Below are 20,409 nucleotides of genomic sequence, written 5' to 3'. Positions count from 1 at the left end.
ATCATCTCATGGGTTAGCGCGGGCAGGGTAACTCAATTAGGTGGGGCGGCCTGGAGCGGGCGCGCAAAAGGGCTCGCGGCCCGCGGCAAGCCGCGCCGCCTTTGGCGACAGGACTGTTCAGGAAAAGTTGAAGCTGAGCTCGTCCGGAGCGCCGGGATAGTCGGACGCCGACGGCGACCGGCGATCGTCCGAGCGCCGCCAGCCGCCGAATGCCGGCGGAGCGGTGTCGAGCGAAAGCATCGCGAGCCTGTTGACGGCTTCCACCCGGCCGTGGACGCCCAGCGCGCGAAACACCGCGCGGATGTGCATGTTCACCGTGTGCGGCGAGATGTTGAGCCGGCGGCCGATCGTCTTGTTCGATTCCCCCGCCGCCAGCCAGTGAAGCACCTCGCGTTGCCGGTCGGTCAGGCCGCCGACCGACGCGATCCTCGACGGCGAGGCCGTGCCGGGCGGCGCCAGCGCGTCATCGGCGGACTCCGTTTCCGAAAACCGCGGCACATACATGGCGCCCGACGATACCGCGACCATCGCCCGGATCATGGTGTCCGAATCGGTCGCCAGCGGAACCACGCCGTCGGCGCCGGCCGAGATAAGTTCCATGATGGTGTCGCGCCGCGGCTGTTCGACGATGACGAGGACGGGTTGGTTGGGAAAGCGCGCGCGCAACCGCTGCATGCCATGCACGCCGTTCAGGCCGGGAAGCGCGAAGCAGAGGATGATGAGCGCCAGCACCGGCATCTTGCCGAGGAATGCGAGCAGCGAATCGAAATCGAAGATTTCATTCGAATGCGGATCGAGCCCGGCATGGGCGACGAGGTCATGGACGCCCTGGCGAATCAGCGGTTGATGCACGGCCACGACCGTGCGCGACGACGGCTCCCTGTGTTCCATTGGTCTACCCCACCTAAGAAACACATCCGTCGACCCAGCGGAAGGTTCCTGGAATTTTTCGACTCGTTTAACGTCTCATGATATTCCTGTTTCGGCCTTCCTGCAAACGCCTGCTCGACGATGGCGGCGCGCGCGCAGCGTCCCGCCGGGCCCGTCGGTCGGCGATTCTGTTGGAATAAAGGGAAAATATTGGTCGGGACGAGAGGATTCGAACCTCCGACCCCCACACCCCCAGTGTGATGCGCTACCAGGCTGCGCTACGTCCCGACCGGCCCGATTGGGCAGGCGAGGCCCCTAGCGCGGCTTCGCGGGCGATGCAAGGCCATCCTGAGTGAAGGCGGCGCGCGGCGCGCGCGGGCCGCGGAATAATCGTGCGGCGGCGCCTTGACCTGCCCGCGGCGCACCCCATTTGCGCGAAGCCTGCCGGGGGGACGGGATGCAGCCATCGGTTGCGCCACGCTTTCCTGCGTGATAGGCGCCGCGCCATATTTTCGCGCGCCGCTTCCCTTGGGGAATGGCCGCGCTTTCAACGGAAAGTCTTTCATTCATGTCGACGAACTTGCTTCTGACCCAGGCGGCCGGATCCGGGGGCGGGGCGGCCGGATTCCTGATGCTGGTCCCCTATCTGCTGATCTTCGTCGTTTTCTGGTTCTTCCTGATCCGCCCGCAGCAGGTGCGGATGAAGGAGCATCGCGCCAAGGTCGCGGCGGTGAAGCCGCGCGATCAGGTGGTCACGGGCGGCGGCATCGTCGGCAAGGTCACGCGCGTCGACGATGATTTCGTCGATGTCGAAATCGCCCAGGGCGTGAAGATCAAGGTCGTCAAGTCGACCCTGTCGGATGTCCTCCAGCCCGGCGCCAAACCCGCCAACGATTGACGCGGCGCGGCCCGCGCCCGCGGGTCCGCCCCTCCGAACCGGAATCACCCTATGCTCGATTTCCCGCGCTGGAAGACCATCGGCATCAGCATCATCCTGCTGCTCGGCATCCTCTTTACCATTCCGAGTTTTCTGCCCGATCGGGTCTTCAACCAGCTGCCTTCCTTCGCGCAGATGAAGGTCAACCTGGGGCTCGACCTCGCCGGCGGCAGCCACCTGCTGCTCGAGGCCGATCTGGCCGACCTTCAGAAGACGCAGCTCGGCAACATGGAAAAGACGGTGCGCACCGCGATGCGCGGCGACCATGGGGCGGACGACGATATCGCGATCGGCGACCTGCGGCGCACCGCCACGCAGGTCAGCTTTCTGGTTCGCGATCAGGCGCAGCTCGACGAGGCGCGCGAGCGGATGTTCCGCGAGACGCAGGGCGCCGCGATGACCGGCCAGCGCGACTGGAATGTCGGCATCGTCGACACGACGCGCATCGTGATGACGCCGACGCGGGCCGGCCAGCAGCAGGCGGTCAGCCGGGCGATGGACACCGCTCGCGATATCATCGACCGCCGCGTCAACGCGCTCGGCACGCGCGAGCCGACGATCATCCGCGAAGGCGACGACCGCATCGTCGTCCAGGTGCCGGGGCTCAACGATCCGCAGCAATTGAAGGACCTGATCGGCAAGACCGCGAAGCTCGAATTCCGGATGGTCGATGCCAATGCCGACCCCGCCGCAGCGGCCGCCGGCCAGGCGCCGGTCGGCAGCGAGATCGTCCCCTATGCCGCCGGCGAGGGCAATGGCGCGGCGTTCGAAGTGCTGCGGCGCGAGGTGATGATCAACGGCGAGCAGTTGATCGACGCGCAGCAGAGCTTTGACCCGCAGACGAGCATGCCGGTCGTCACCATCCGCTTCGATTCGGGCGGATCGGCGACCTTCGCGCGCGTGACGGCGCAGAATGTCGGCAAGCGCTTTGCGATGGTGCTCGACGGGCAGGTGCTTTCGGCGCCGTCGATCAACGAACCGATCCTGGGCGGCAGCGCGCAGATTTCGGGCAGCTTCTCGGTCGCCAGCGCCAATGCGCTCGCCATCTCGCTGCGTTCGGGCGCGCTGCCGGTGAAGATGACGGTGGTCGAGGAGCGGACGGTCAGCCCCGAACTGGGCGCCGATTCGATCGAGAAGGGCGTGATCGCGGGCATCATCGCGACCGTGTCGGTGCTGGTGCTGATGCTGGTCGTCTATGGCCGCTTCGGCGTCTATGCGAACATCGCGCTGATCTTCAACGTCTTCCTGATCATCGCGACGATGGCGGCGTTCAACGCGACGCTGACCCTGCCCGGCATCGCCGGCTTCGTGCTGACGATCGGCGCCGCGGTCGATGCCAACGTGCTGATCAACGAACGCATCCGAGAAGAGCTGAAACGCGGGCGAAGGCCGTTCCAGGCGGTCGAACTCGGCTATACCGAGGCGAGCCGCGCGATCTTCGACGCCAACGTCACCAACGTCATCGCCGCGGCGCTGATGTTCTGGTTCGGCTCCGGCCCGATCAAGGGTTTCGCCGTGGTGCTGACCATCGGCATCGTCACCAGCGTCTTCACCGCCGTTACCGTCACGCGCATGTTCGCCGCCCACTGGCTGCGCGCGAAGCGCCCGGCGGCGATCCATCTTTAAGGGAGCGAAACGATGCGCTTGCTGAAACTCGTCCCCGACGACACGAACATCGATTTCCTGAAGTGGCGCAAGCTGGCGTCCTTCATGAGCTTTATCCTGGTCGTCGTCTCGATCGCGCTGGTCGCGGTGCGCGGGCTGAACCTGGGGATCGACTTCGTCGGCGGCCAGTCGGTCCATGTCGAATTCACCGGGGACATGCCCAAGATCCAGGATATCCGCGAGGCGGTCGGAGAGATCGGCCTGGGCGAAGCGACGATCCAGCAATTCGGGTCGGACAAGGCGGTGTCGATCCGTACCGCGCTGCCCGATGGCGACAAGGCCGCGGCGGAGATCGCGGGGCAGAAGCTGGTCGACGGGATCCGCAAGGCGTTTCCGACGGCGCACACCGGCGCGGTCGAGACGGTGTCCGGCAAGGTTTCGGAAGAGTTGTTACGAACCGGTGCGATCAGCCTCGCGCTCGCGATGCTGGGCATTTCCATCTATATCTGGATCCGCTTCGAATGGCAGTTCGGTGTCGGCGCGATGGGGCGCCTGTTCCACGAGGTCGCGCTGACCTTTGGTTTCTTTGCGGTGACCCAGATCCAGTTCGACCTCAACAGCGTCGCGGCGCTGCTGACGATCGTCGGCTATTCGCTGAACGACACCATCGTCGTTTATGACCGGGTGCGCGAAAATCTGAAGAAATATCGCAAGATGGAGATCGTCCCGCTGCTCAACCTCAGCATCAACGAAACGCTGTCGCGCACGGTGATGACGAGCGTTTCGGTGCTCATGGCGCTGGCGGTGCTGCTGATCTTCGGTCCCGACGTGATCTTCGGCTTTACCGCGGCGATGCTGCTCGGCGTGTTCGTCGGCACCTATTCGTCGATCCTGATGTCGACCCCGGTGCTCGTCTGGCTGAAGGTCGGCCCGCACAGCTTCGTGCCGCGCACGGCCGACGGCGGTGCGGAGCGCGTCGCGCGGTCGGACGATGGAGCGGTGGTCTAAGCCGAAGCCAGGCCCGCGCAGCGGCGGAGATGCTCGACCAGTTCGCGGCCGTTGCGGTCCCAGTTGAAACGGCCGGCGAGGCTTGCGGCGACCGCCGAGGGGAGCGGCGGAGCGGCGAGGATCGCCGCCACGGCGTCGGCGATCGCCTCGGGATTCCGGTCGACGATGCGGCCCGCCGCCGGTGAGGCGACGAGTTCGGCGGCGCCGCCCGCGTCGCTGATCACGATCGGGGTGCCGCAGGCGAGCGCTTCGACCCAGGCGTTGGCGAGGCCTTCGCTGACCGAGGGCATGACCACGACATCGGCGGCGCGATAGAGCTGCGGCAGGTCGGCATTGGCGACCGGGCCCATCAGGTGGACGCGGTCGGCAACGCCGAGGCGCTGCGCGAGCGCGCGGTAGCGACCTTCCTCTTCGCCCGCGCCGGCGAGCCAGTAATGGACGCCGGGCAGCGCGGCGAGCGCCTCGATCACCAGCACCTGCCCCTTGCGCGGGATCAGCGCGCCGACGGTCGCGATCGCCGGAGCCTCGCCCATGCCGAGCGCGGCGCGCGCGGCGGCGCGGTCGCCGGGCGAGAAACGCGCGGTGTCGATGCCCGTATAGTGAACCGCGATCTTCCCCGCGTCGATGCCGATCGCCGCCATGTCGCGGCGCATCGCGTCCGACACGGCGAGCATTCCAGCAGCGCGATTTGCGGCGGCGAGAAGCTGGGGGCGGCTCGCGGGATCATGGCCGAAATGGCTGATGTCGGCGCCACGCGCCTTGACCGAAAAGGGCAGGCCGAGCGCCGCCGCGACGCGCATCGCGGCGGGACCGTCGGGATAGAAGAATTGCGCGTCGACGACGTCGAACGCCTGCCCGCGCACCGCCGACAGGACCGCGCGCGCGACCTGCGCCGGGGTGAAGCGCGCGCCATGGCGCGGGATCAGCGCGAAGCGCGGGCGCTGGACGGAAAGGCCGTTCCAGTCTTCGCGGCGCGGCAGCGCGCGAAGCGCACGGTAGCGCGGGTGCAGCGACAGGGGGAAGGGCGGCAGGCCGACCGGCGCGACGATGGTGAGTGCGATGCCGGGCTGGGCGGCGAGCGCGCGCAGGCTCTTTTCGACGAACAGCCCGAAATTGGGGCGCGCCGCGTCGGGGAAGAGCGTGGCGATCGAGAGGACGCGGAGGGAGGGCACGTCGGGCAGTGGCCCTAAAGCGTCCGGATCAGCCGCACCGCAACCGCAGCCCAGGGCGGATTGCTGACCACCTGTTGCCGCTGGCCGGTACCGGGCGGGAGCAAGTGGAGCTTTTCGCCGTCGACGTTGAGCAGCCGCGCGAAGACGAAGCGGCCGGCGGGGCGGGGGACGAGGAGGTCGCGGTTGAGCGCGCTCGTCCAGTCGCCCTCGATCCGGCGACACCAGATTTCGTCGCCGGCGCGATAGTCGCCGATCGACGAGGTGACGCGCACCGCGATCATGTCCTCGGTCGGGCGCGCGGTCAGCGCCTGTTCGATGCGCGTCGGCGCGGTGGCGCCATCGGCGCCGAGCAGCGCGGTGATGCTGAGCTGAGTATCCTGCGGGAGCTGGACGAGCTCGGCGGCGTCGACCCCGAGCGCCTTGGCGATGCGATTCATCCAGCCGAGCGACAGGGTGCGGGTGCCCGTTTCGAGGCGGCCGATCGTCTGCGCGGTGGTCGGCGGGTCGCAGCGGAGCGCGACCTCCTCCAGCGTCAGGCCCTTGGCGCGGCGGACGGCACGGATGCTGTTGATCATCGCTTTTCTCACATAACCAATTTGGTTTCTTCTTTCCTACATTATGATCCAATGTCAAGCGGGTTGTCCCACAAAGGAGAATCGCATGACCGCACGCCGCCTCGAAACCCGTATCCATCCCGACGACCGGCTCGATCCGGGCAAGCGGGGGCCGCAGGTGATGCGGCATGTGACGGTCAACGTCGCCGAAAGCCCGATCGCGTGGCTCGCGGCGCGCGGGCATCTGAGCGCGGCGCAGTTCGGCGCGGGCGAGCGGCTGCGCGCCGATTACGAGCGCGGGGGGCTGGCGGCGCGGGTGACGATGCGCTGGGACGCGGCGCCGCCCGCGAAGAACCGCGGCGGTGCGCGCGCTTCCGACGCGTCGCTGGCGCGGATCGACGCGCACCGGCGCTTTCACGCGGCGCTCGACGCGGCGGGGCCGGGGCTCGCCGATATCTGCTGGCGGGTGATCTGCGCGGGCGAGGGGATCGGCGGCGCGGAGAAGGGGCTCGGCTGGCCGGCGCGGTCGGGCAAGCTAGTGCTGGGGCTGGCGCTCGACCGGCTGGCGCGGTTTTACGGGACGGGGTGAGCTAGCCGAAGATACGGACCGTTTCCGACGCATTCCTGATATATGTGTTTGCGACGCGCTTCGACCGCAGAAGGTAAGCGGTCCAGATCGTTGCCCAGATCGACGATTTGCCCACGTCGATCAGTACGTCTGGAAATACGCTGCCCGCGAGAGACGGAAACAATATGGCCGCAGCCAACAAGTCTAGGCCGGTGGGCAGTAAGGCAAGTGACCAAAAACCGACAATTGCTATTCTCACGGTCGACCAGCGATGGATCATCGTCAATATGCAAGCGAGGTAAAGGCAAGCGACGATGATAGCGACAGTGAGGATCCAACTGATAGTAATATAGGTTTCTGTATTGGGACCGAGCGCAGACGAGGCAGTCTGAACCAACTCGATGTTCTGGCCCGTCTGCATGATCGTTCGAATCGGTGACACGATACCGAGCGTGAAGATCAGGAATGCTAGCCAGCCTTTAGTGCCTCGCAATTCGGACGGCATCGGTTCGTCTGTCATGTTTCCCCCTTGCGGGAGTTTGCCCGACCACCGCCACCTTGCCAAGAGTCGTTCCAAATCAGCCGAGCGCCTCGACCTCTTCCGCCAACGCCAGCCAGCGATCCTCGGCTGCCGCCTTTTCGCTGCGTAGGGCCTCCAGCTTCCCCGTCAGCGCGGTGAACTTCGCATGATCGCGCGCGAACAGGCTGCCGTCGGACAATTCGGTCTCGATCCCCGCCATCTCCGCCTCGATCGCCTCGATGCGGGCGGGGAGGAGGTCGTAGTCGCGCTGGTCCTTGTAGCTCAGCTTCCGGCGCTGTTGGGGCGGGGGTGACGGCGGCGCCGCGGCGGCCGATGCTTTCGCTCGCGTCGCGGCGGGCTTCACCCGTTTCGCTTCCCAGTCGGCATAGCCGCCCGCGACGATATCGACCTTGCCCGATCCGTCGAGGCCGAGCGTCACGGTGACGGTGCGGTCGAGGAAGTCGCGGTCGTGGCTGACGAGCAGGACGGTGCCGGCATAGTCGGCGATGACTTCCTGCAGCAGGTCGAGCGTTTCGAGGTCGAGGTCGTTGGTCGGCTCGTCGAGGACGAGGAGGTTCGATTCGCGGGCGAATTCGCGCGCGAGCAGCAAGCGCGAGCGTTCGCCGCCCGACAGCGCGCCGACGCTCGCCTCGACGACGCCGGGGTCGAACAGGAATTCCTTGAGATAACCCTGGATGTGTTTTTTGACGCCGCGCACCTCGACCCAGTCGCCGCCGTCGGCGAGGATGTCGCGCACGCTCTTGTCGGCCGACAGCAGGCTGCGCTGCTGGTCGATGACGATGCCGTCGAGCGTCGGGGCGAGGGTGACGCTGCCCTCGTCGGGCGCGATCTCACCGGTGAGCAGCTTGAGCAGGGTCGACTTGCCCGCGCCATTGGCGCCGACGATGCCGATGCGGTCGCCGCGCTGGATGCGGAAATCGAGATCCTTGATGATCGTGCGGTCGCCGAAGCTCTTGGACACGCCCTCGGTGACGATCACCGATTTCGAGCGGACGTCATCGTTGGCGAGGCCGAGCTTGGCGACACCGGGGCCGCCGATCATCGCGGCGCGGGTGGCGCGCATTTCCTTCAGCTTTTCGAGCCGCCCCTGGTTGCGCTTGCGGCGCGCGGTGACGCCGCGTTCGAGCCAGTGCGCCTCGAGCCGCAGTTTCGAATCGAGGCGCTGGGCGGCGCGCGCTTCTTCGGCCGCGACGGCATCGCTCCATTCCTCGAAGCCGCCGAAGCCGATCTCCTTGCGCCGGATGCGGCCGCGGTCGAGCCACAAGGTCTGGCGGGTCAGGCGGGTCAGGAAGGTGCGGTCGTGGCTGATCGCGACGAAGGCGCCGGTGTAGCGGGCGAGCCAGGCTTCGAGCCAGTCGATCGCGGCGAGATCGAGGTGGTTGGTCGGCTCGTCGAGCAGCAGCACGTCGGGGTTCTGCGCCAACGCCCTCGCCAGCGCGGCGCGGCGGCGCTCGCCGCCCGAGGCGCTGGCGGCGGCGCGGCTCATGTCGATCCCGAGCTGGTCGGCGATCGCCGCGACCTCGAACTCCTCGGGCGCGTTCGGCGGCGCGACGGCGAAATCCATCAGCGTCGCGAAGGGCGTGAAATCGGGTTCCTGTTCGAGCAGCACGACGTGGGTGCCGGGGACGATGACGCGCTTGCCCTTGTCGGCGTCGATCTGCCCGGCGAGCAGCTTGAGCAGGGTCGTCTTGCCCGCGCCGTTACGTCCGATCAGCGCGAGCCGGTCGCGCTCGCCGACATAGATGTCGAGATCCTGGAACAGCCAGCCGCTGCCCTGGACGAGGCCGAGGCCTTCATAAGATAAGATCGGTGCTGCCATGATGAACGGCTCGCTACTGGCGCGTTCAGCATCATGCAAGCGCCGTCGCGGCAAAGGGCGGAACGGCTCCGCTCCGTCAGCGTTACGGGGTGGAGATCATCACGGACCCGAAGTCCGGCGCACAGGAGATTGAAATGACGAAGTCCATGTTCACCGCTATGGCTGGCGGGCTGGCGCTGCTGGCCGCGACGCCCGCGCTTGCGCAGCAAGGAGGAACGACGGTGACGACAGCGACGCAGCAGGGCCCGATCCTGAGCTTCACGGTCAACGAGGAGGTGCGCGCGCGTCCCGACCAGGCGACCGTCGGCGCCGGGGTGACCACGACCGCGCCGACCGCGGTGGCGGCGATGCAGGCCAATGCCGCGGCGATGGACAAGCTGATCGCGGCCGCCAAGGCGAAGGGCATCAAGGCCGAGGATATCCAGACGAGCGGCATCAACCTGTCGCCGCAGTACGACTATAACAACCGTGGCGACGGCCAGCCGCCGCGCTTCCTGGGCTATCAGGTGTCGAACAGCGTGCGCGCGACGACGGGCAATATCGCCGACATCGGGCCGCTGCTCGACGCGCTGGTTGCGGCGGGCGGGACCAATGTCGACGGGCCGTGGTTCGGCATGAAGGACGCCGATGCGATGCTGGTCGGCGCACGCGGCGCGGCGATCAAGGCGGCCGAGGCGAAGGCGCAGGACTATGCGAAGCTCGCGGGCTTCCGCGGCGCCGAGCTGGTGTCGATCGGCGAGGGCAGCTTCGGCGGGCCGCAGCCGCCGATGCCGATGGTCCGGATGCAGGCGATGGACGCGGCCGGGAAATCGACGCCGGTCGAGCCGGGACAGGTCGGCAACACGCTGACGCTGAGCTTTCAGTATCGGCTGGTGCGGTAAGCACGAACCTCGTCATCCCGGCGAAGGCCGGGATCTCGCCGCCGCGTTATGACGCCAGGTCGAGACCCCGGCCTTCGCCGGGGTGACGATCTACAGGGTTCATCCCAATTCCCCCTCCGCCCACGGCCACGGCCGTTCGCGGAACCATTTGGTGATGATATATTTGCGCCCCTTGCGCACCTTCATCCCGTGGTGGAGCGTGTCGGCGTTGGGTTCGCCGTCCGCGCCGACATTGTTCCAGGCGAGCAGCTTGCCGGTTTCGGGCTGGTGCATCTTGCCCGTCGCGAGGAAGCGCGTCGCGCCGCCGGCGGCGGGCTGGTTCAGATAGACCATCAGCGTCCAGCTCCGCTGGCCCGGCACCGCGCAATAGGTGTCCCAGTCGGCGCCGTGCGGATCGAAATAGTCGGTGTGCGCCTTGAACTCCTGCCCGACGTCGTAGCGCTGGCCCTGCATCGGCTCGCCATATTCGATCGGGATGCCGGTCAACTCGTGGAGCTTCGCATTGACCGCGCGGACGAGCGGGTCGCGGTGGTCGAGGTCGCAGGTCGTGCTGGTGCGGAACGCCTCGTCGCCATTGGGATCGGCGATCGTCGACGGCCGGACGTCGCGGTCGATCTGCGCGATCAATGCGGCACAGGTTTCGGCGTCGAGGAAGCGCGCGAGCATGAACTGTTCGAGCTTCGGCGTCGGGGCGCGGCGGATGCCCGGGACGGCGGCGAGTCGTCCCGCGGTGCGATCGGCGCCCGATGTCGCCATGTCGACATGTTCATTCCCGGCCATGGCGCGCTTTTTAGCAGGGAAGCGCGGGCGAACAATGCTTGACGAACAGGGCGATGTGCGCCTATCGCCGCGCGCTGTCGGCGGCCTGTCCGCCCGGCGTGTGGCGATCATAGCTCAGTTGGTTAGAGCGCCGGTTTGTGGTACCGGAGGTCGCGGGTTCGAGCCCCGTTGATCGCCCCATTTCTCCCGTCATACGAGAGTGTTTGCAGCTTTGGCGTGACTCCGCCTCTGCGTTGCTTTATTACGTCATCACGTAATTTTTGAACGCGAAGGGTCAAGCCATGTCCGCAGTCTGGGATTTCGCCGATTTCGACGATCACGAGCATGTCCACATGTTCCGCGACCGGGCGAGCGGGCTGACCGCGGTGATCGCGGTGCATTCGACCCACCTCGGCCCCGGCGCGGGGGGCGTGCGTTACTGGCATTATCCGCAGCGCGCGGCGGCGATCACCGACGCGCTGCGCCTGTCGCGCGGGATGAGCTACAAGAATGCGATGGCGGGCCTGCCGATGGGCGGCGGCAAGGGCGTGATCCTGGCCGACGACAGCGCGAATGGGGGCGGCGCGAAGACCCCCGAACTGCTCGCGGCGTTCGGGCGCGCGGTCGAGTCGCTCGGCGGCGCCTATGTGACCGCCGAGGATGTCGGGATCACCGACGCCGACATGGTCGAGATCGCGAAGCACACCAGCCATGTCAGCGGCCTGCCGGTGGCGAGCGGCGAAGCGGGCGGCGACCCCGGCCCGCTGACCGCGCTCGGAGTCTATCTGGGCATCAAGGCGGCGATCCGCGAGGGTTTGAAGACCGACAGCGCGAAGGGCGTGCGGATCGCGATCCAGGGCGTGGGCAGCGTCGGCGGCGGGGTCGCGCGGCGGCTCGCGGCCGAGGGTGCGACGCTGACCCTCGCCGACGTCAACCTCGCGCGGGCGAAGGCGCTCGCCGACGAGCTCGGCGCCGAGCTTGCCGATTCGGCGGCGATCATGGAGATCGAGGCCGACGTGCTGAGCCCCAACGCGCTGGGTGCGATCCTGACCGAGGCGAGCATCGAGCGGCTGCGCGTGCCGATCGTCGCCGGCGGGGCGAACAATCAGCTTGCGACCGCGGCCGACGGCCAGCGCATCCATGACCGCGGCATCGTCTATGCTCCCGACTATGTGATCAACGCGGGCGGCATCATCAACGTCGCGCTGGAATATCTGGGGCAGGGGAGCCGCGAAGAGGTCGAGAGCCGGATCGGCCTGATCCCCGACCGTCTCGCCGAGATCTGGGCCGAGAGCAGGACGAGCGGCACGCCCGCCGCGGCGGTGGCCGACCGGATGGCGCAGGCGCGGATCGGGCGGGGGTAGGGAACGTCGCCCCTGCGAAGGCAGGGGCCGCCAGCAGCCTTGCACTGCGCCGATAGCGGCCCCTGCCTTCGCAGGGGCGACGATATTTGCTTGCTGGCGCGGATCATGATTTCCGCTAAGCCCGTTGCCGCATGAAGCGGCATTTCTATCTCGTCAGTGGTTGGGCGTCGCTCGGGCTCGGCGCGCTCGGCGCGTTCCTGCCGCTGCTGCCGACGGTGCCGTTCGTGATCCTCGCCGCCTTCTGCTTCGCGCGCTCGTCGCCGCGGCTCGAGGCGTGGCTGGTGACGCATCCGCAGTTCGGCCATCATATCATCGCGTGGCGCGAGAAGGGCGCGATCAGCCGCAAGGGGAAGATCGCCGCGACCGCCGCCTTCGCGCTCAGCATAATTCTCGCCGCGATCTTTTCGCCGTGGCCGTGGGTGATGGCGCCGGTGATCGCCGCCGCGGTGACCGGAAGCTGGATATGGACGAGGCCGGAAGCATAGCTCCCGGCCCCGCCGTTTTCATGCCCTCGCCGCGTCAGAAATCGACCGACACGCGCCCGTAGACGAAGCGGCCGCTGAAGCCGAAGGGCGAGAAGGACGAATAGGGCAGATAGGCGTTGTTGAGCCCATAGTCATAGCCGCCCACGACGCCGTAGGGCATGCGGTCGGGATATTCGTCGAGCAGGTTGTTCGCGCCGACCGCGAGCTGGACCGCCTCGACCGGACGGAAGCGCGCTTCCAGATCGACGACCCATTTCGGCGACAGCGTGATGTCGCCGGGCGCGTCGCCCTTGGCGATCGCGATGTCGCCGCTCGGCCCTGGAATGAACACCGAGCCGTAGCGGTTGCCGCGCAGCGTCAGCCCGGCCGGACCCGATTCCCAGTCGAGCCCGACGTTGAGCTTGTTCGACGGCTGGCCGTCGGTCAGCCGCAGGCTTTCGGCACGCGCGAACAGGCGTCCGGCGGTGAAACCGCTGAAGGTCCGCCGGTCGGTGATCTTGGTATCGTTGAGGTTGTAGCCCGCGGTCAGCGTCAGCTTGCCGATGCCCATGTCGGGCAGGCGATAGCTGGCGACGACGTCGAGCCCCTGGGTGCGCGTGTCGATGCCGTTGATGAAGAAACGCGCCGACGAACCCGGAACGCCCGCGTCCTCCAATATCTGCTGGACGTCGGCGCCCTGCAGATTCTCGGTCAGCGTGATGCGGTCCTTGATCTTGATCCGGTAGTAATCGACCGTGACGTTGAGCCCAGGCACCATGGTGAACACGACGCCGCCGCCGAAGTTCAACGATTTCTCGGGCTCGAGCGGCTGGGCGCCGAGCGCCACCGCGATCGGCGAGCCGACCGGGAAGGTGCCGACCTCGACCAGCCCGACCCCGGTCAGATTGACCGTCGAGGTGGTCGAGAAGAACTGCTGCGCCATGCCGGGGGCGCGGAAGCCGGTCGACACCGAGCCGCGCAGCGCGAGGCCGTCGACGGGTTCGAAGCGCGCCGCGACCTTGCCGTTCACCGTGTCGCCGAAGTCGGAGAAATGCTCGTAGCGGCCGGCGACCTGGACGTTGAACATGTCGCTGAGGTCGGCGTCGAGCTCGACATAGCCCGCGAAGCTGTCGCGCGAGGCGTCGACCGCCGTGGTCGGCGAGAAGCCGCCGAACACTTGCGAGCCGGGACCAGCGCCGTTGGTGTAGAAATAGGGGCCTGCGATATAGCTCGACTCCTCGCCCGGGACGATCTTGTAATTCTCGTTCCGCCATTCGGCGCCGAGCGCGAGCGAGGTGTCGCCGAGCCCGAGGTCGAGGTCGCGCTGGGCGTCGAAATTCACCGCGGTCTGGCCATAGCGCAGCCCGCCCGCGTCGAACTTGCGCGGGCTGTGCTCGCTGCCGAGCGAGACGTTGATCGTGTTCTCGACGCCATAGTCGAGGCGGTTCGAGCCGTAGCTCGCCGACAGGTCGAGGTTCCAGCCGCCGGCCTCGCCACGCAGGCCGCCGGCGAGCGCGATGTCGCGGATGGTGCTGGTGATGAAGGGCAGGTAGCCGTCCTCGTAGATCGGCGCGCCGCCATTGTCCCAGTCTGCGTTGCGCGCGTCGAGCGCGCGGCGATAGAAGCCCGCCGCATTGGCGTCGCGCACGCCGTAGCTGCCGAAGCTGTAAAGCTCCCACCCACCGACATCCATGCCGGCGTTGTAGAAGAAGTTCATGTCCTTCGACTCGCCGTCGCCGAAGCGGTGCCAGAAGCGGTCGATGGTCGTCTCGCGCGGGTCGCCCGCCGCGGCATAGTTGCGGCGCAGGTCGGCGCCCGAGCGGTTGGTCGGCGAGCGGTCCTTATATTCGGCGGTCAGGTTCAGATAGCCGCTGTCGCCGACCGGCAGGCCGATGTTGGTCGCCATGGTCAGCGTGCCGCCGTCGCGGCGCTTGCGGTCGGAGTCGGTGAGGGTGACGACGGGATTGTCCGAAGCGCCGGTGGTCGGCGCGACGCCGGCGACGTTCTTCACATCCTCCATCGTCGTGATGTACTTGCCGTAGGTGACCTGCGCCTGGCCGCCGACGCTCTTCTTGAGCTGGATGTTGATCACGCCGGCGATCGCGTCGGAGCCATATTGCGACGAGGCGCCGTCGCGCAGCACCTCGATCCGCTCGATCGCGATCGGCGGGATGGTGTTCATGTCGACACCCGACGAACCGCGGCCGACCGAACCGTTGAGGTTGAGCAGCGACGAGAGGTGGCGGCGCTTGCCGTTGACGAGGACGAGCACCTGGTCGGGCGCGAGGCCGCGCAGCGTTGCGGGGCGCAGCGCGTCGGTGCCGTCGGTCAGCGACGGCTGCGGAAAGTTGAACGAGGGGACGAGCTGATTGAGCAGCCGGTTGGTTTCGGTGGTGCCGCTGTTGGCGAGCGAATCCGCCGAGATGACGTCGATCGGCACGCTGCTGTCGGCGATGGTGCGGTCGGTGCGGCGGGTGCCGGTGACGATGATCAGCGAGTCGGCGTCGTCGGCGGTCGCGCCGGCGTCCTGCGCGGCGGCGGGCACCGCCCAGCCGGTGGTGGCGAGCGCGGTGGTGATGGCGAGGATGGAGAGGGGATGTGAGGTTCGCATGCTAAGCTCCCTGTTTTTGCGAATGAGCCCGCACCTAAAGTCCGCCCCGGAGTCCGCTATGACCACCCCTTTTCGACGAGTGGGCGGCGAAATGTTACATTTTGGCGATAGCTGTGGTAATTGTGCAACAGCGTTTGCGGCGGTTGTTGGCATTATATTTYGCGGTGGGGACAAGGGGCGTGACTGCCATAATGCTGGACCGCCGGGGCGGTGTCGCCTAAGGCTTCGCGCGCGATGCACGCCTATGCGAATCCGACCCGTTTCCTGGCCATTGCCCGCCCGCTGACCCCCTGGCTGCTCGGCCTGGGGATCGCGTTGCTGCTTGTCGGCGCGTGGGCGGGACTGGCGCTGGTGCCCGGCGACTACAAGCAGGGCGAGACCGCGCGCATCCTCTATGTCCATGTGCCGTCGGCCTGGCTCGGCATGGGCGGCTGGACCGCGCTCGCGGTCGCGGGACTCGTCCAGCTCGTGTGGCGCCACCCGCTCGCCGGGATCGCGGCGCGTGCGATCGCCGTGCCGGGGATGGTCTTCACCGCGCTCTGCCTCGCCACCGGCTCGATCTGGGGCAAGCCGACCTGGGGAACCTGGTGGGAATGGGACGGGCGGATGACCTCGATGCTCGTCCTCCTCTTTCTCTACGCCGGCTTCGTCGCGCTGACGATGGGTGACGAGGGCCAGCGGCAGGGCGGGACGCTGCCGCGCGGCGCGGCCGTCTACGCGCTGGTCGGCGCGGTCAACATCCCGATCATCAACCGCAGCGTCGTGTGGTGGAACAGCCTGCACCAGGGACCGAGCATCACGCTGCGCGGGTCGTCGATCGACGGCGCGCTGCTGTGGCCGCTGGGCTTGACCTTGCTGGGTTTTTCGCTGTTATTCGGCGCCATCGTGCTGATGCGGATGCGGCGGATCATCGCCGACAATCGCGTTGCGGCGCGGCTGCGGCGAATGGCCGACGAGGAGAGTTAGGGCCATGACGGGGGTGATCAGCGGGGGCGGTCAATGGGCCTATGTGGCGGCCGCCTATGGCCTGACCGCGCTGTTGACCGGCATGGTGCTGTGGCATAGCTGGCGGGCGATGGCGAAGGCCGAGAAGCGCAGCGATGCGCTGCGAAGGGATCGCACATGAAGCCCAAGCATCAGCGGCTGATCCTGGCGCTCGTCGCGCTGGCGGGCGTCGCGGGCGCCGGCGTGCTCGGCGCGAGCGCGCTGCGCGACGAGGCGGCCTATTTCCGCACCCCCGCCGAGGTCAAGGCGGGCAAGGCCGAGGTCGGCGAGCCGATGCGGCTCGGCGGCATGGTCGCGGCGGGCAGCATCGCGCGGCAGGCCGACGGCGTCACGATCCGATTCGTCGCGACCGACGGCAAGGCCTCCGTTCCCGTGCAGTTCACCGGCATCGTCCCCGACCTGTTCGCCGAAAATTCGGGCATGGTCGCCGACGGCCGGATGCGCGCCGACGGCGTGTTCGTCGCCGACCGCATCCTCGCCAAGCACGACGAACGCTACATGCCGCCGCAGATGGGCGAGATGCCGAAGAATATGAAGCTGGTGCCGGGGGAATGATCGCTAAGATTATCCGTCGCCCCCGCGAAGGCGGGGGCCGCTGGCGATCTGATCCGGCCACGCCGCGTAAAACGAAGGCGGCCCCCGCCTTTGCGGGGGCGACGACGATATGATCGCCGAGCTTGGCCTTGCGCTCCTGTGGATGGCGGCGACGCTTGCGTGCCTGTCGCTTGTCGCGGGGGCGCTGTTCCTGCGTGGCGGACCGAAGGATCTGGCGTCGCTCGTGCGGCCGGCGAGCGTCGCGCAGGGGGTGCTGACCGCCGCGGCCTTCGGCCTGCTGATCGCGCTGTTCGTGCGCTCCGACATGTCGGTCGAACTCGTCGCGCGCAACAGCCACAGCCTGAAGCCGATGCTGTTCAAGGTCGCGGGCGCGTGGGGCAATCACGAAGGATCGATGCTGCTGTGGCTGACGATCCTCGGCCTGTCGGGCGCGCTCGTCGCGATCTTCGAGAAACGGCTGCGGCAGGATACGCTGGTCGCGACCCTCGCGGCGCAGGCGGCGCTCAGCCTCGGCTTCTTCGCCTTCCTCCTCTTCTCCTCCAACCCCTTCAAGCGGCTGCCGGTGGCGCCGCCCGACGGGCAGGGGCTCAACCCCTTGCTCCAGGATCCGGGCCTCGCCTTCCACCCGCCGACGCTCTACATCGGCTATGTCGGGCTGTCGGTCGCCTTCAGCTTCGCGGTCGGGGCGCTGGTGACGCGCGAGATCGGACCCGCCTTCGCGCGCGCGATGCGGCCGTGGGTGCTGGGGAGCTGGATATTCCTGACGTTGGGGATCACCGCGGGCAGCTATTGGGCCTATTATGAGCTCGGCTGGGGCGGCTGGTGGTTCTGGGACCCGGTCGAGAATGTGTCGCTGGTGCCGTGGCTCGCGGGCGCGGCGCTGCTCCATTCGGTCGCGGTGACCGCGACGCGCAATGCCTTGCGCGCATGGACGGTGATGCTCGCGGTGATCGGCTTCTCGATGTCGATGGTCGGCACCTTCATCGTGCGATCCGGGCTGCTCACCAGCGTCCACAGCTTCGCGGTCGATCCCGAGCGCGGCACCTTCCTGCTCGTGCTGATGGCGATCTATATCGGCGGGGCGCTGGCGCTGTTCGCGCTGCGCGCGGGCACCGTCGCCGAGGGCAAGAAATTCGCGCTGCTGAGCCGCGAGGGCTCGCTCGTCATCAACAATCTGCTGCTGACGACGATCCTCGCGCTCGTGCTCCTGGGCACCCTCTATCCGATCGTCGCCGAGGCGATGGGCGAGAAGATTTCGGTCGGGCCGCCCTATTACAACAAGGTCGCGGGGCCGCTCGCGCTGATCCTGTGCCTCGTCATGGTCGCGGGGCCGCTGCTCGCTTGGCGCCGCGACGACGGCAAGCGGCTGTGGTCGCGGCTTCCGCTCGCGGTGCTGGCGGGCGCGCTCGTGCTGTTCGGGCTCATATTGTTCGGCGGGTCGGTGCGCATCCTGCCGCTGCTCGGGATGACGGTCGCGGCGGTGGTGGCGGTCGCGAGCCTCGCGCCGCTGTGGGGCCGCAACCTCCGCCGCACGCCGCTGCCGACCTGGGGCATGGTGATCGCGCATTTCGGCGTCGCGGTCGCGCTCGCGGGAATGGCGGCGGAAAGCGCCTTCATCAAGGAACGGCTCGTCGCCGCGGCGCCGGGCGAGACGGTGAAGCTCGACGATTTTGCGGTGAAGTTCGTCGGCGTGCGGCCGGTCGCCGGGCCGAACTATACCGCGATCGAAGGAACGCTGGTCGCGACCACCGGATCGGGTGCGAGCTTCACATTGCGCCCGGAGGCGCGCACCTTCCCGGGCCTGATGGGCAGCGCGCCGACCGAAACCAACGAGGCGGCGCTGCTGACGCGGCCGGGCGGACAGCTCTATGCGGTGCTGGGGCAGCCGGTGACCTCGCCCGATGGATCGGCCGACCGCTATCAGCTCCGCCTGTGGTGGAAGCCGCTGGTGTGGTGGATCTGGCTCGGCGGGGCGCTGATCGCGATCGGCGCGGCGCTGTCGATGCTCGGGCGCGCGCAGTTGCTCGCGATCTGGCGCGCGCACCGGTCGAGGAAAGCACAGGAGCGTTTCGCGCCATGAGGAACCGCTGGATCCTGTTCGTGCCGCTGGCGATCATGGCGCTGCTGTTCGGCGCCTTCATCTATCGGCTGACGACCCCCAACGACACGCTGATCCAATCGCAGTGGATCGACAAGCCGATGCCGCTGTTCGACCTGCCGCCCGCGACCGCGGGGGTCGAGGGATTGAAGAGCAGTCAACTCGCCGATGGGCGGCCGCGGCTGGTCAATGTCTTCGCGAGCTGGTGCATTCCGTGCCGTGCCGAGGCGCCGCAGCTCGAAGCACTGAAGCAGGCCGGGGTGCCGATCGACGGCATCGCGATCCGCGACCGGCCCGACGACGTCGCCGCTTTCCTCAATGAATTCGGCAATCCGTTCGACCGTATCGGATCCGACCAGCAGAGCAGCGTCCAGATCGCGCTCGGATCGTCGGGGGTGCCCGAGACTTTCCTGATCGACGGCAAGGGCGTCATCCGCGAGCAGATTCAGGGCGTGATCCTGGCCGACGACGTGCCGGGGATCATCGCGAAGCTGGAGGCGATGAAATGAGCGCGCGGCTGCTGATCGCGGCGGCGTTGACGCTGGTCGCCGCACCGCTTGCCGCGCAGGACCGCTTGCCGCCGGCGCCCTATGCCTATCAGCAGCTCAATGATCCCGCGAAGGAGGCGAAGGCCAAGGCGCTGATGGAGACGCTGCGCTGTCTCGTCTGCCAGGGGCAGTCGATCGCCGACAGCGATGCGCCGCTCGCGGGCGACATGCGGCACGAGGTGCGCAGCAAGATCGCGGCGGGCGAAAGCCCCGATGCGATCCGCAAATGGCTCGTCGCGCGCTATGGCAATTGGGTGAGTTACGATCCGCCCTTCGACGCGGCGACGGCGCTGCTGTGGCTCGGGCCCTTGCTGTTCCTCGGCGCGGGGGGCTGGCTCGCCTTCGGACGCTTCCGCCGCGGCGGCGCGGAGGAGGAGGCGTGATCTGGCTGTGGGTCACGCTCGCCGCGGCGCTGACCGCCGGCGGCATGATGTGGCTGGGGCGGCTGCCCGCGGCGGCGCGGCCGCTCGCGGGGGCGGCGCTGATGCTCGGCCTCGCCGGCTATGCGCTGCAAGGCAGCCCCGCGCTGCCCGGAAAGCCGGTGATACAGCCCGAGGAACCCGAAGGTTTTGGCGAGGCCATTACCGATCGGCGGCAGGGGATGAGCGAACGCTTCGGTCCCGCCGCCCAGTGGCTCGCCATGTCCGACGGTTTCGCGCGGACCGGCAAGACGGCGCTCGCGGCGCAGACGCTGGAAAAGGGGCTGGAGAAATATCCCGACAATGTCGACCTGTGGGTCGGGCTCGGCAACGCGCTCGTCGCGCATGGCGGCGGAATGATGTCGCCGTCGGCGGCGCTCGCCTTCGACGAGGCGGCGAAGCGCGATCCCGCGCACCCGGCGCCGCCCTTCTTCGCCGGACTTGCGATGGCGCAGAGCGGCGACCTCAAGGGCGCGAATGCGGTGTGGAGCGACCTGCTCGCGCGCAGTCCCGCCGACGCGCCGTGGCGCGCCGACCTCGAAATGCGGCTCGCGCAGCTTCGCCAGGCGATGGGACCGGAGCTTCCCGCCGAGGCTCCGCGCGGGCCGTGAACGAGCTCTATTCTATTTGC

21 protein-coding genes and 2 tRNA genes are annotated in these 20,409 nt (G+C 67.9%); 15 read left to right on the top strand and 8 right to left on the bottom strand.

Annotation, left to right across the window (positions count from 1 at the left end):
* Positions 1-117 precede the first annotated feature (117 nt).
* Both CD928_RS06315 and CD928_RS06310 read right to left on the bottom strand, forming a co-directional pair.
* Positions 118-891, bottom strand: coding sequence for a response regulator transcription factor (locus tag CD928_RS06315; RefSeq protein ID WP_095386275.1), 774 nt, complete (start codon positions 889-891; stop codon positions 118-120).
* Positions 892-1,081: 190 nt separating this feature from the next.
* Positions 1,082-1,158: transfer RNA gene (locus tag CD928_RS06310), tRNA-Pro, on the bottom strand.
* A gap of 280 nt (positions 1,159-1,438) precedes the next feature.
* Here CD928_RS06310 and yajC point away from each other — a divergent pair.
* Genes yajC through secF form a run of 3 tightly spaced genes read left to right on the top strand, consistent with a single transcriptional unit; the run spans position 1,439 to position 4,420 of the window.
* Complete coding sequence (gene yajC / locus CD928_RS06305; RefSeq protein WP_095386274.1) at positions 1,439-1,768, top strand: preprotein translocase subunit YajC; 330 nt, start codon at positions 1,439-1,441, stop codon at positions 1,766-1,768.
* Between the two features lie 51 nt (positions 1,769-1,819).
* Positions 1,820-3,433, top strand: coding sequence for a protein translocase subunit SecD (gene secD, locus CD928_RS06300; RefSeq protein ID WP_095386273.1), 1,614 nt, complete (start codon positions 1,820-1,822; stop codon positions 3,431-3,433).
* 12 nt (positions 3,434-3,445) lie between these two features.
* Positions 3,446-4,420, top strand: a complete 975-nt coding sequence (gene secF / locus CD928_RS06295; RefSeq protein WP_095386272.1) for a protein translocase subunit SecF — start codon at positions 3,446-3,448, stop codon at positions 4,418-4,420.
* Here the strand turns inward: secF and CD928_RS06290 are convergent.
* The gene (locus CD928_RS06290; RefSeq protein WP_095386271.1) at positions 4,417-5,592 is read right to left on the bottom strand and encodes a glycosyltransferase; all 1,176 of its coding nucleotides are present in this window, start codon (positions 5,590-5,592) and stop codon (positions 4,417-4,419) included. The two genes, secF and CD928_RS06290, sit on opposite strands and share 4 nt — an antisense overlap.
* Positions 5,593-5,606: 14 nt before the next feature.
* Positions 5,607-6,167, bottom strand: coding sequence for a helix-turn-helix domain-containing protein (locus tag CD928_RS06285; RefSeq protein WP_095386270.1), 561 nt, complete (start codon positions 6,165-6,167; stop codon positions 5,607-5,609).
* Positions 6,168-6,327: 160 nt separating this feature from the next.
* On the opposite strand from CD928_RS06285, the gene CD928_RS06280 reads away from it, so the two are divergent.
* The gene (locus tag CD928_RS06280; protein WP_095386311.1) at positions 6,328-6,735 is read left to right on the top strand and encodes a DUF6456 domain-containing protein; all 408 of its coding nucleotides are present in this window, start codon (positions 6,328-6,330) and stop codon (positions 6,733-6,735) included.
* Between the two features lies 1 nt (position 6,736).
* Here the strand turns inward: CD928_RS06280 and CD928_RS06275 are convergent, their stop codons facing one another.
* Both CD928_RS06275 and CD928_RS06270 read right to left on the bottom strand, forming a co-directional pair.
* On the bottom strand, positions 6,737-7,234 hold the full coding sequence (locus CD928_RS06275; RefSeq protein WP_095386269.1) for a DUF2569 family protein: 498 nt from the start codon (positions 7,232-7,234) through the stop codon (positions 6,737-6,739).
* Between the two features lie 58 nt (positions 7,235-7,292).
* Positions 7,293-9,074: an ABC-F family ATP-binding cassette domain-containing protein gene (locus CD928_RS06270; protein WP_095386268.1), complete on the bottom strand. Its 1,782-nt coding sequence runs from the start codon at positions 9,072-9,074 to the stop codon at positions 7,293-7,295.
* A 134-nt stretch (positions 9,075-9,208) separates the two neighbouring features.
* Between CD928_RS06270 and CD928_RS06265 the strand changes: the two genes are divergently transcribed.
* The gene (locus CD928_RS06265; protein WP_095386310.1) at positions 9,209-9,955 is read left to right on the top strand and encodes an SIMPL domain-containing protein; all 747 of its coding nucleotides are present in this window, start codon (positions 9,209-9,211) and stop codon (positions 9,953-9,955) included.
* Positions 9,956-10,054: 99 nt separating this feature from the next.
* Here the strand turns inward: CD928_RS06265 and CD928_RS06260 are convergent, their stop codons facing one another.
* A complete protein-coding gene (locus tag CD928_RS06260; protein WP_255247059.1) occupies positions 10,055-10,735 on the bottom strand; it encodes a 2OG-Fe(II) oxygenase in 681 nt (226 codons plus the stop codon).
* Between the two features lie 103 nt (positions 10,736-10,838).
* On the opposite strand from CD928_RS06260, the gene CD928_RS06255 reads away from it, so the two are divergent.
* The 3 genes from CD928_RS06255 to CD928_RS06245 all read left to right on the top strand — a co-directional run bounded on the left by CD928_RS06255 (position 10,839) and on the right by CD928_RS06245 (position 12,563).
* Positions 10,839-10,915, top strand: a tRNA-His gene (locus CD928_RS06255).
* 101 nt (positions 10,916-11,016) lie between these two features.
* Positions 11,017-12,078, top strand: a complete 1,062-nt coding sequence (locus CD928_RS06250; RefSeq protein WP_095386267.1) for a Glu/Leu/Phe/Val dehydrogenase — start codon at positions 11,017-11,019, stop codon at positions 12,076-12,078.
* Between the two features lie 131 nt (positions 12,079-12,209).
* Positions 12,210-12,563, top strand: a complete 354-nt coding sequence (locus CD928_RS06245) for a YbaN family protein (protein WP_095386266.1) — start codon at positions 12,210-12,212, stop codon at positions 12,561-12,563.
* 34 nt (positions 12,564-12,597) lie between these two features.
* Here CD928_RS06245 and CD928_RS06240 read toward each other — a convergent pair whose 3' ends face one another.
* A complete protein-coding gene (locus tag CD928_RS06240; protein ID WP_095386265.1) occupies positions 12,598-15,153 on the bottom strand; it encodes a TonB-dependent siderophore receptor in 2,556 nt (851 codons plus the stop codon).
* A 234-nt stretch (positions 15,154-15,387) separates the two neighbouring features.
* Between CD928_RS06240 and ccmC the strand changes: the two genes are divergently transcribed.
* From ccmC to CD928_RS06210, 7 genes are all read left to right on the top strand, one after another.
* The gene (gene ccmC, locus CD928_RS06235) at positions 15,388-16,119 is read left to right on the top strand and encodes a heme ABC transporter permease CcmC (RefSeq protein ID WP_095386264.1); all 732 of its coding nucleotides are present in this window, start codon (positions 15,388-15,390) and stop codon (positions 16,117-16,119) included.
* A 4-nt stretch (positions 16,120-16,123) separates the two neighbouring features.
* Entirely contained in the window at positions 16,124-16,279 is a 156-nt protein-coding gene (locus CD928_RS22975) for a heme exporter protein CcmD (RefSeq protein ID WP_141237111.1), read from the top strand.
* Positions 16,276-16,713: a cytochrome c maturation protein CcmE gene (gene ccmE / locus CD928_RS06230; RefSeq protein ID WP_095386263.1), complete on the top strand. Its 438-nt coding sequence runs from the start codon at positions 16,276-16,278 to the stop codon at positions 16,711-16,713. The genes CD928_RS22975 and ccmE overlap by 4 nt, the downstream gene beginning before the upstream one ends.
* Before the next feature lie 109 nt (positions 16,714-16,822).
* Positions 16,823-18,793 (top strand): heme lyase CcmF/NrfE family subunit, encoded by a 1,971-nt coding sequence (locus CD928_RS06225; protein WP_095386262.1) that lies wholly within the window; start codon positions 16,823-16,825, stop codon positions 18,791-18,793.
* On the top strand, positions 18,790-19,320 hold the full coding sequence (locus tag CD928_RS06220) for a DsbE family thiol:disulfide interchange protein (RefSeq protein WP_095386261.1): 531 nt from the start codon (positions 18,790-18,792) through the stop codon (positions 19,318-19,320). The genes CD928_RS06225 and CD928_RS06220 overlap by 4 nt, the downstream gene beginning before the upstream one ends.
* Entirely contained in the window at positions 19,317-19,742 is a 426-nt protein-coding gene (locus tag CD928_RS06215; protein WP_095386260.1) for a cytochrome c-type biogenesis protein, read from the top strand. The genes CD928_RS06220 and CD928_RS06215 overlap by 4 nt, the downstream gene beginning before the upstream one ends.
* Complete coding sequence (locus CD928_RS06210; protein WP_095386259.1) at positions 19,739-20,389, top strand: tetratricopeptide repeat protein; 651 nt, start codon at positions 19,739-19,741, stop codon at positions 20,387-20,389. Before CD928_RS06215 ends, CD928_RS06210 begins: the two co-directional genes overlap by 4 nt.
* The last annotated feature ends 20 nt before the right edge of the window (positions 20,390-20,409 follow it).

Source organism: Sphingopyxis sp. GW247-27LB, from assembly GCF_002277025.1.
Classification (GTDB): Bacteria; Pseudomonadota; Alphaproteobacteria; order Sphingomonadales; family Sphingomonadaceae; genus Sphingopyxis.
This window is presented reverse-complemented; position numbering and strand designations above follow the sequence as displayed.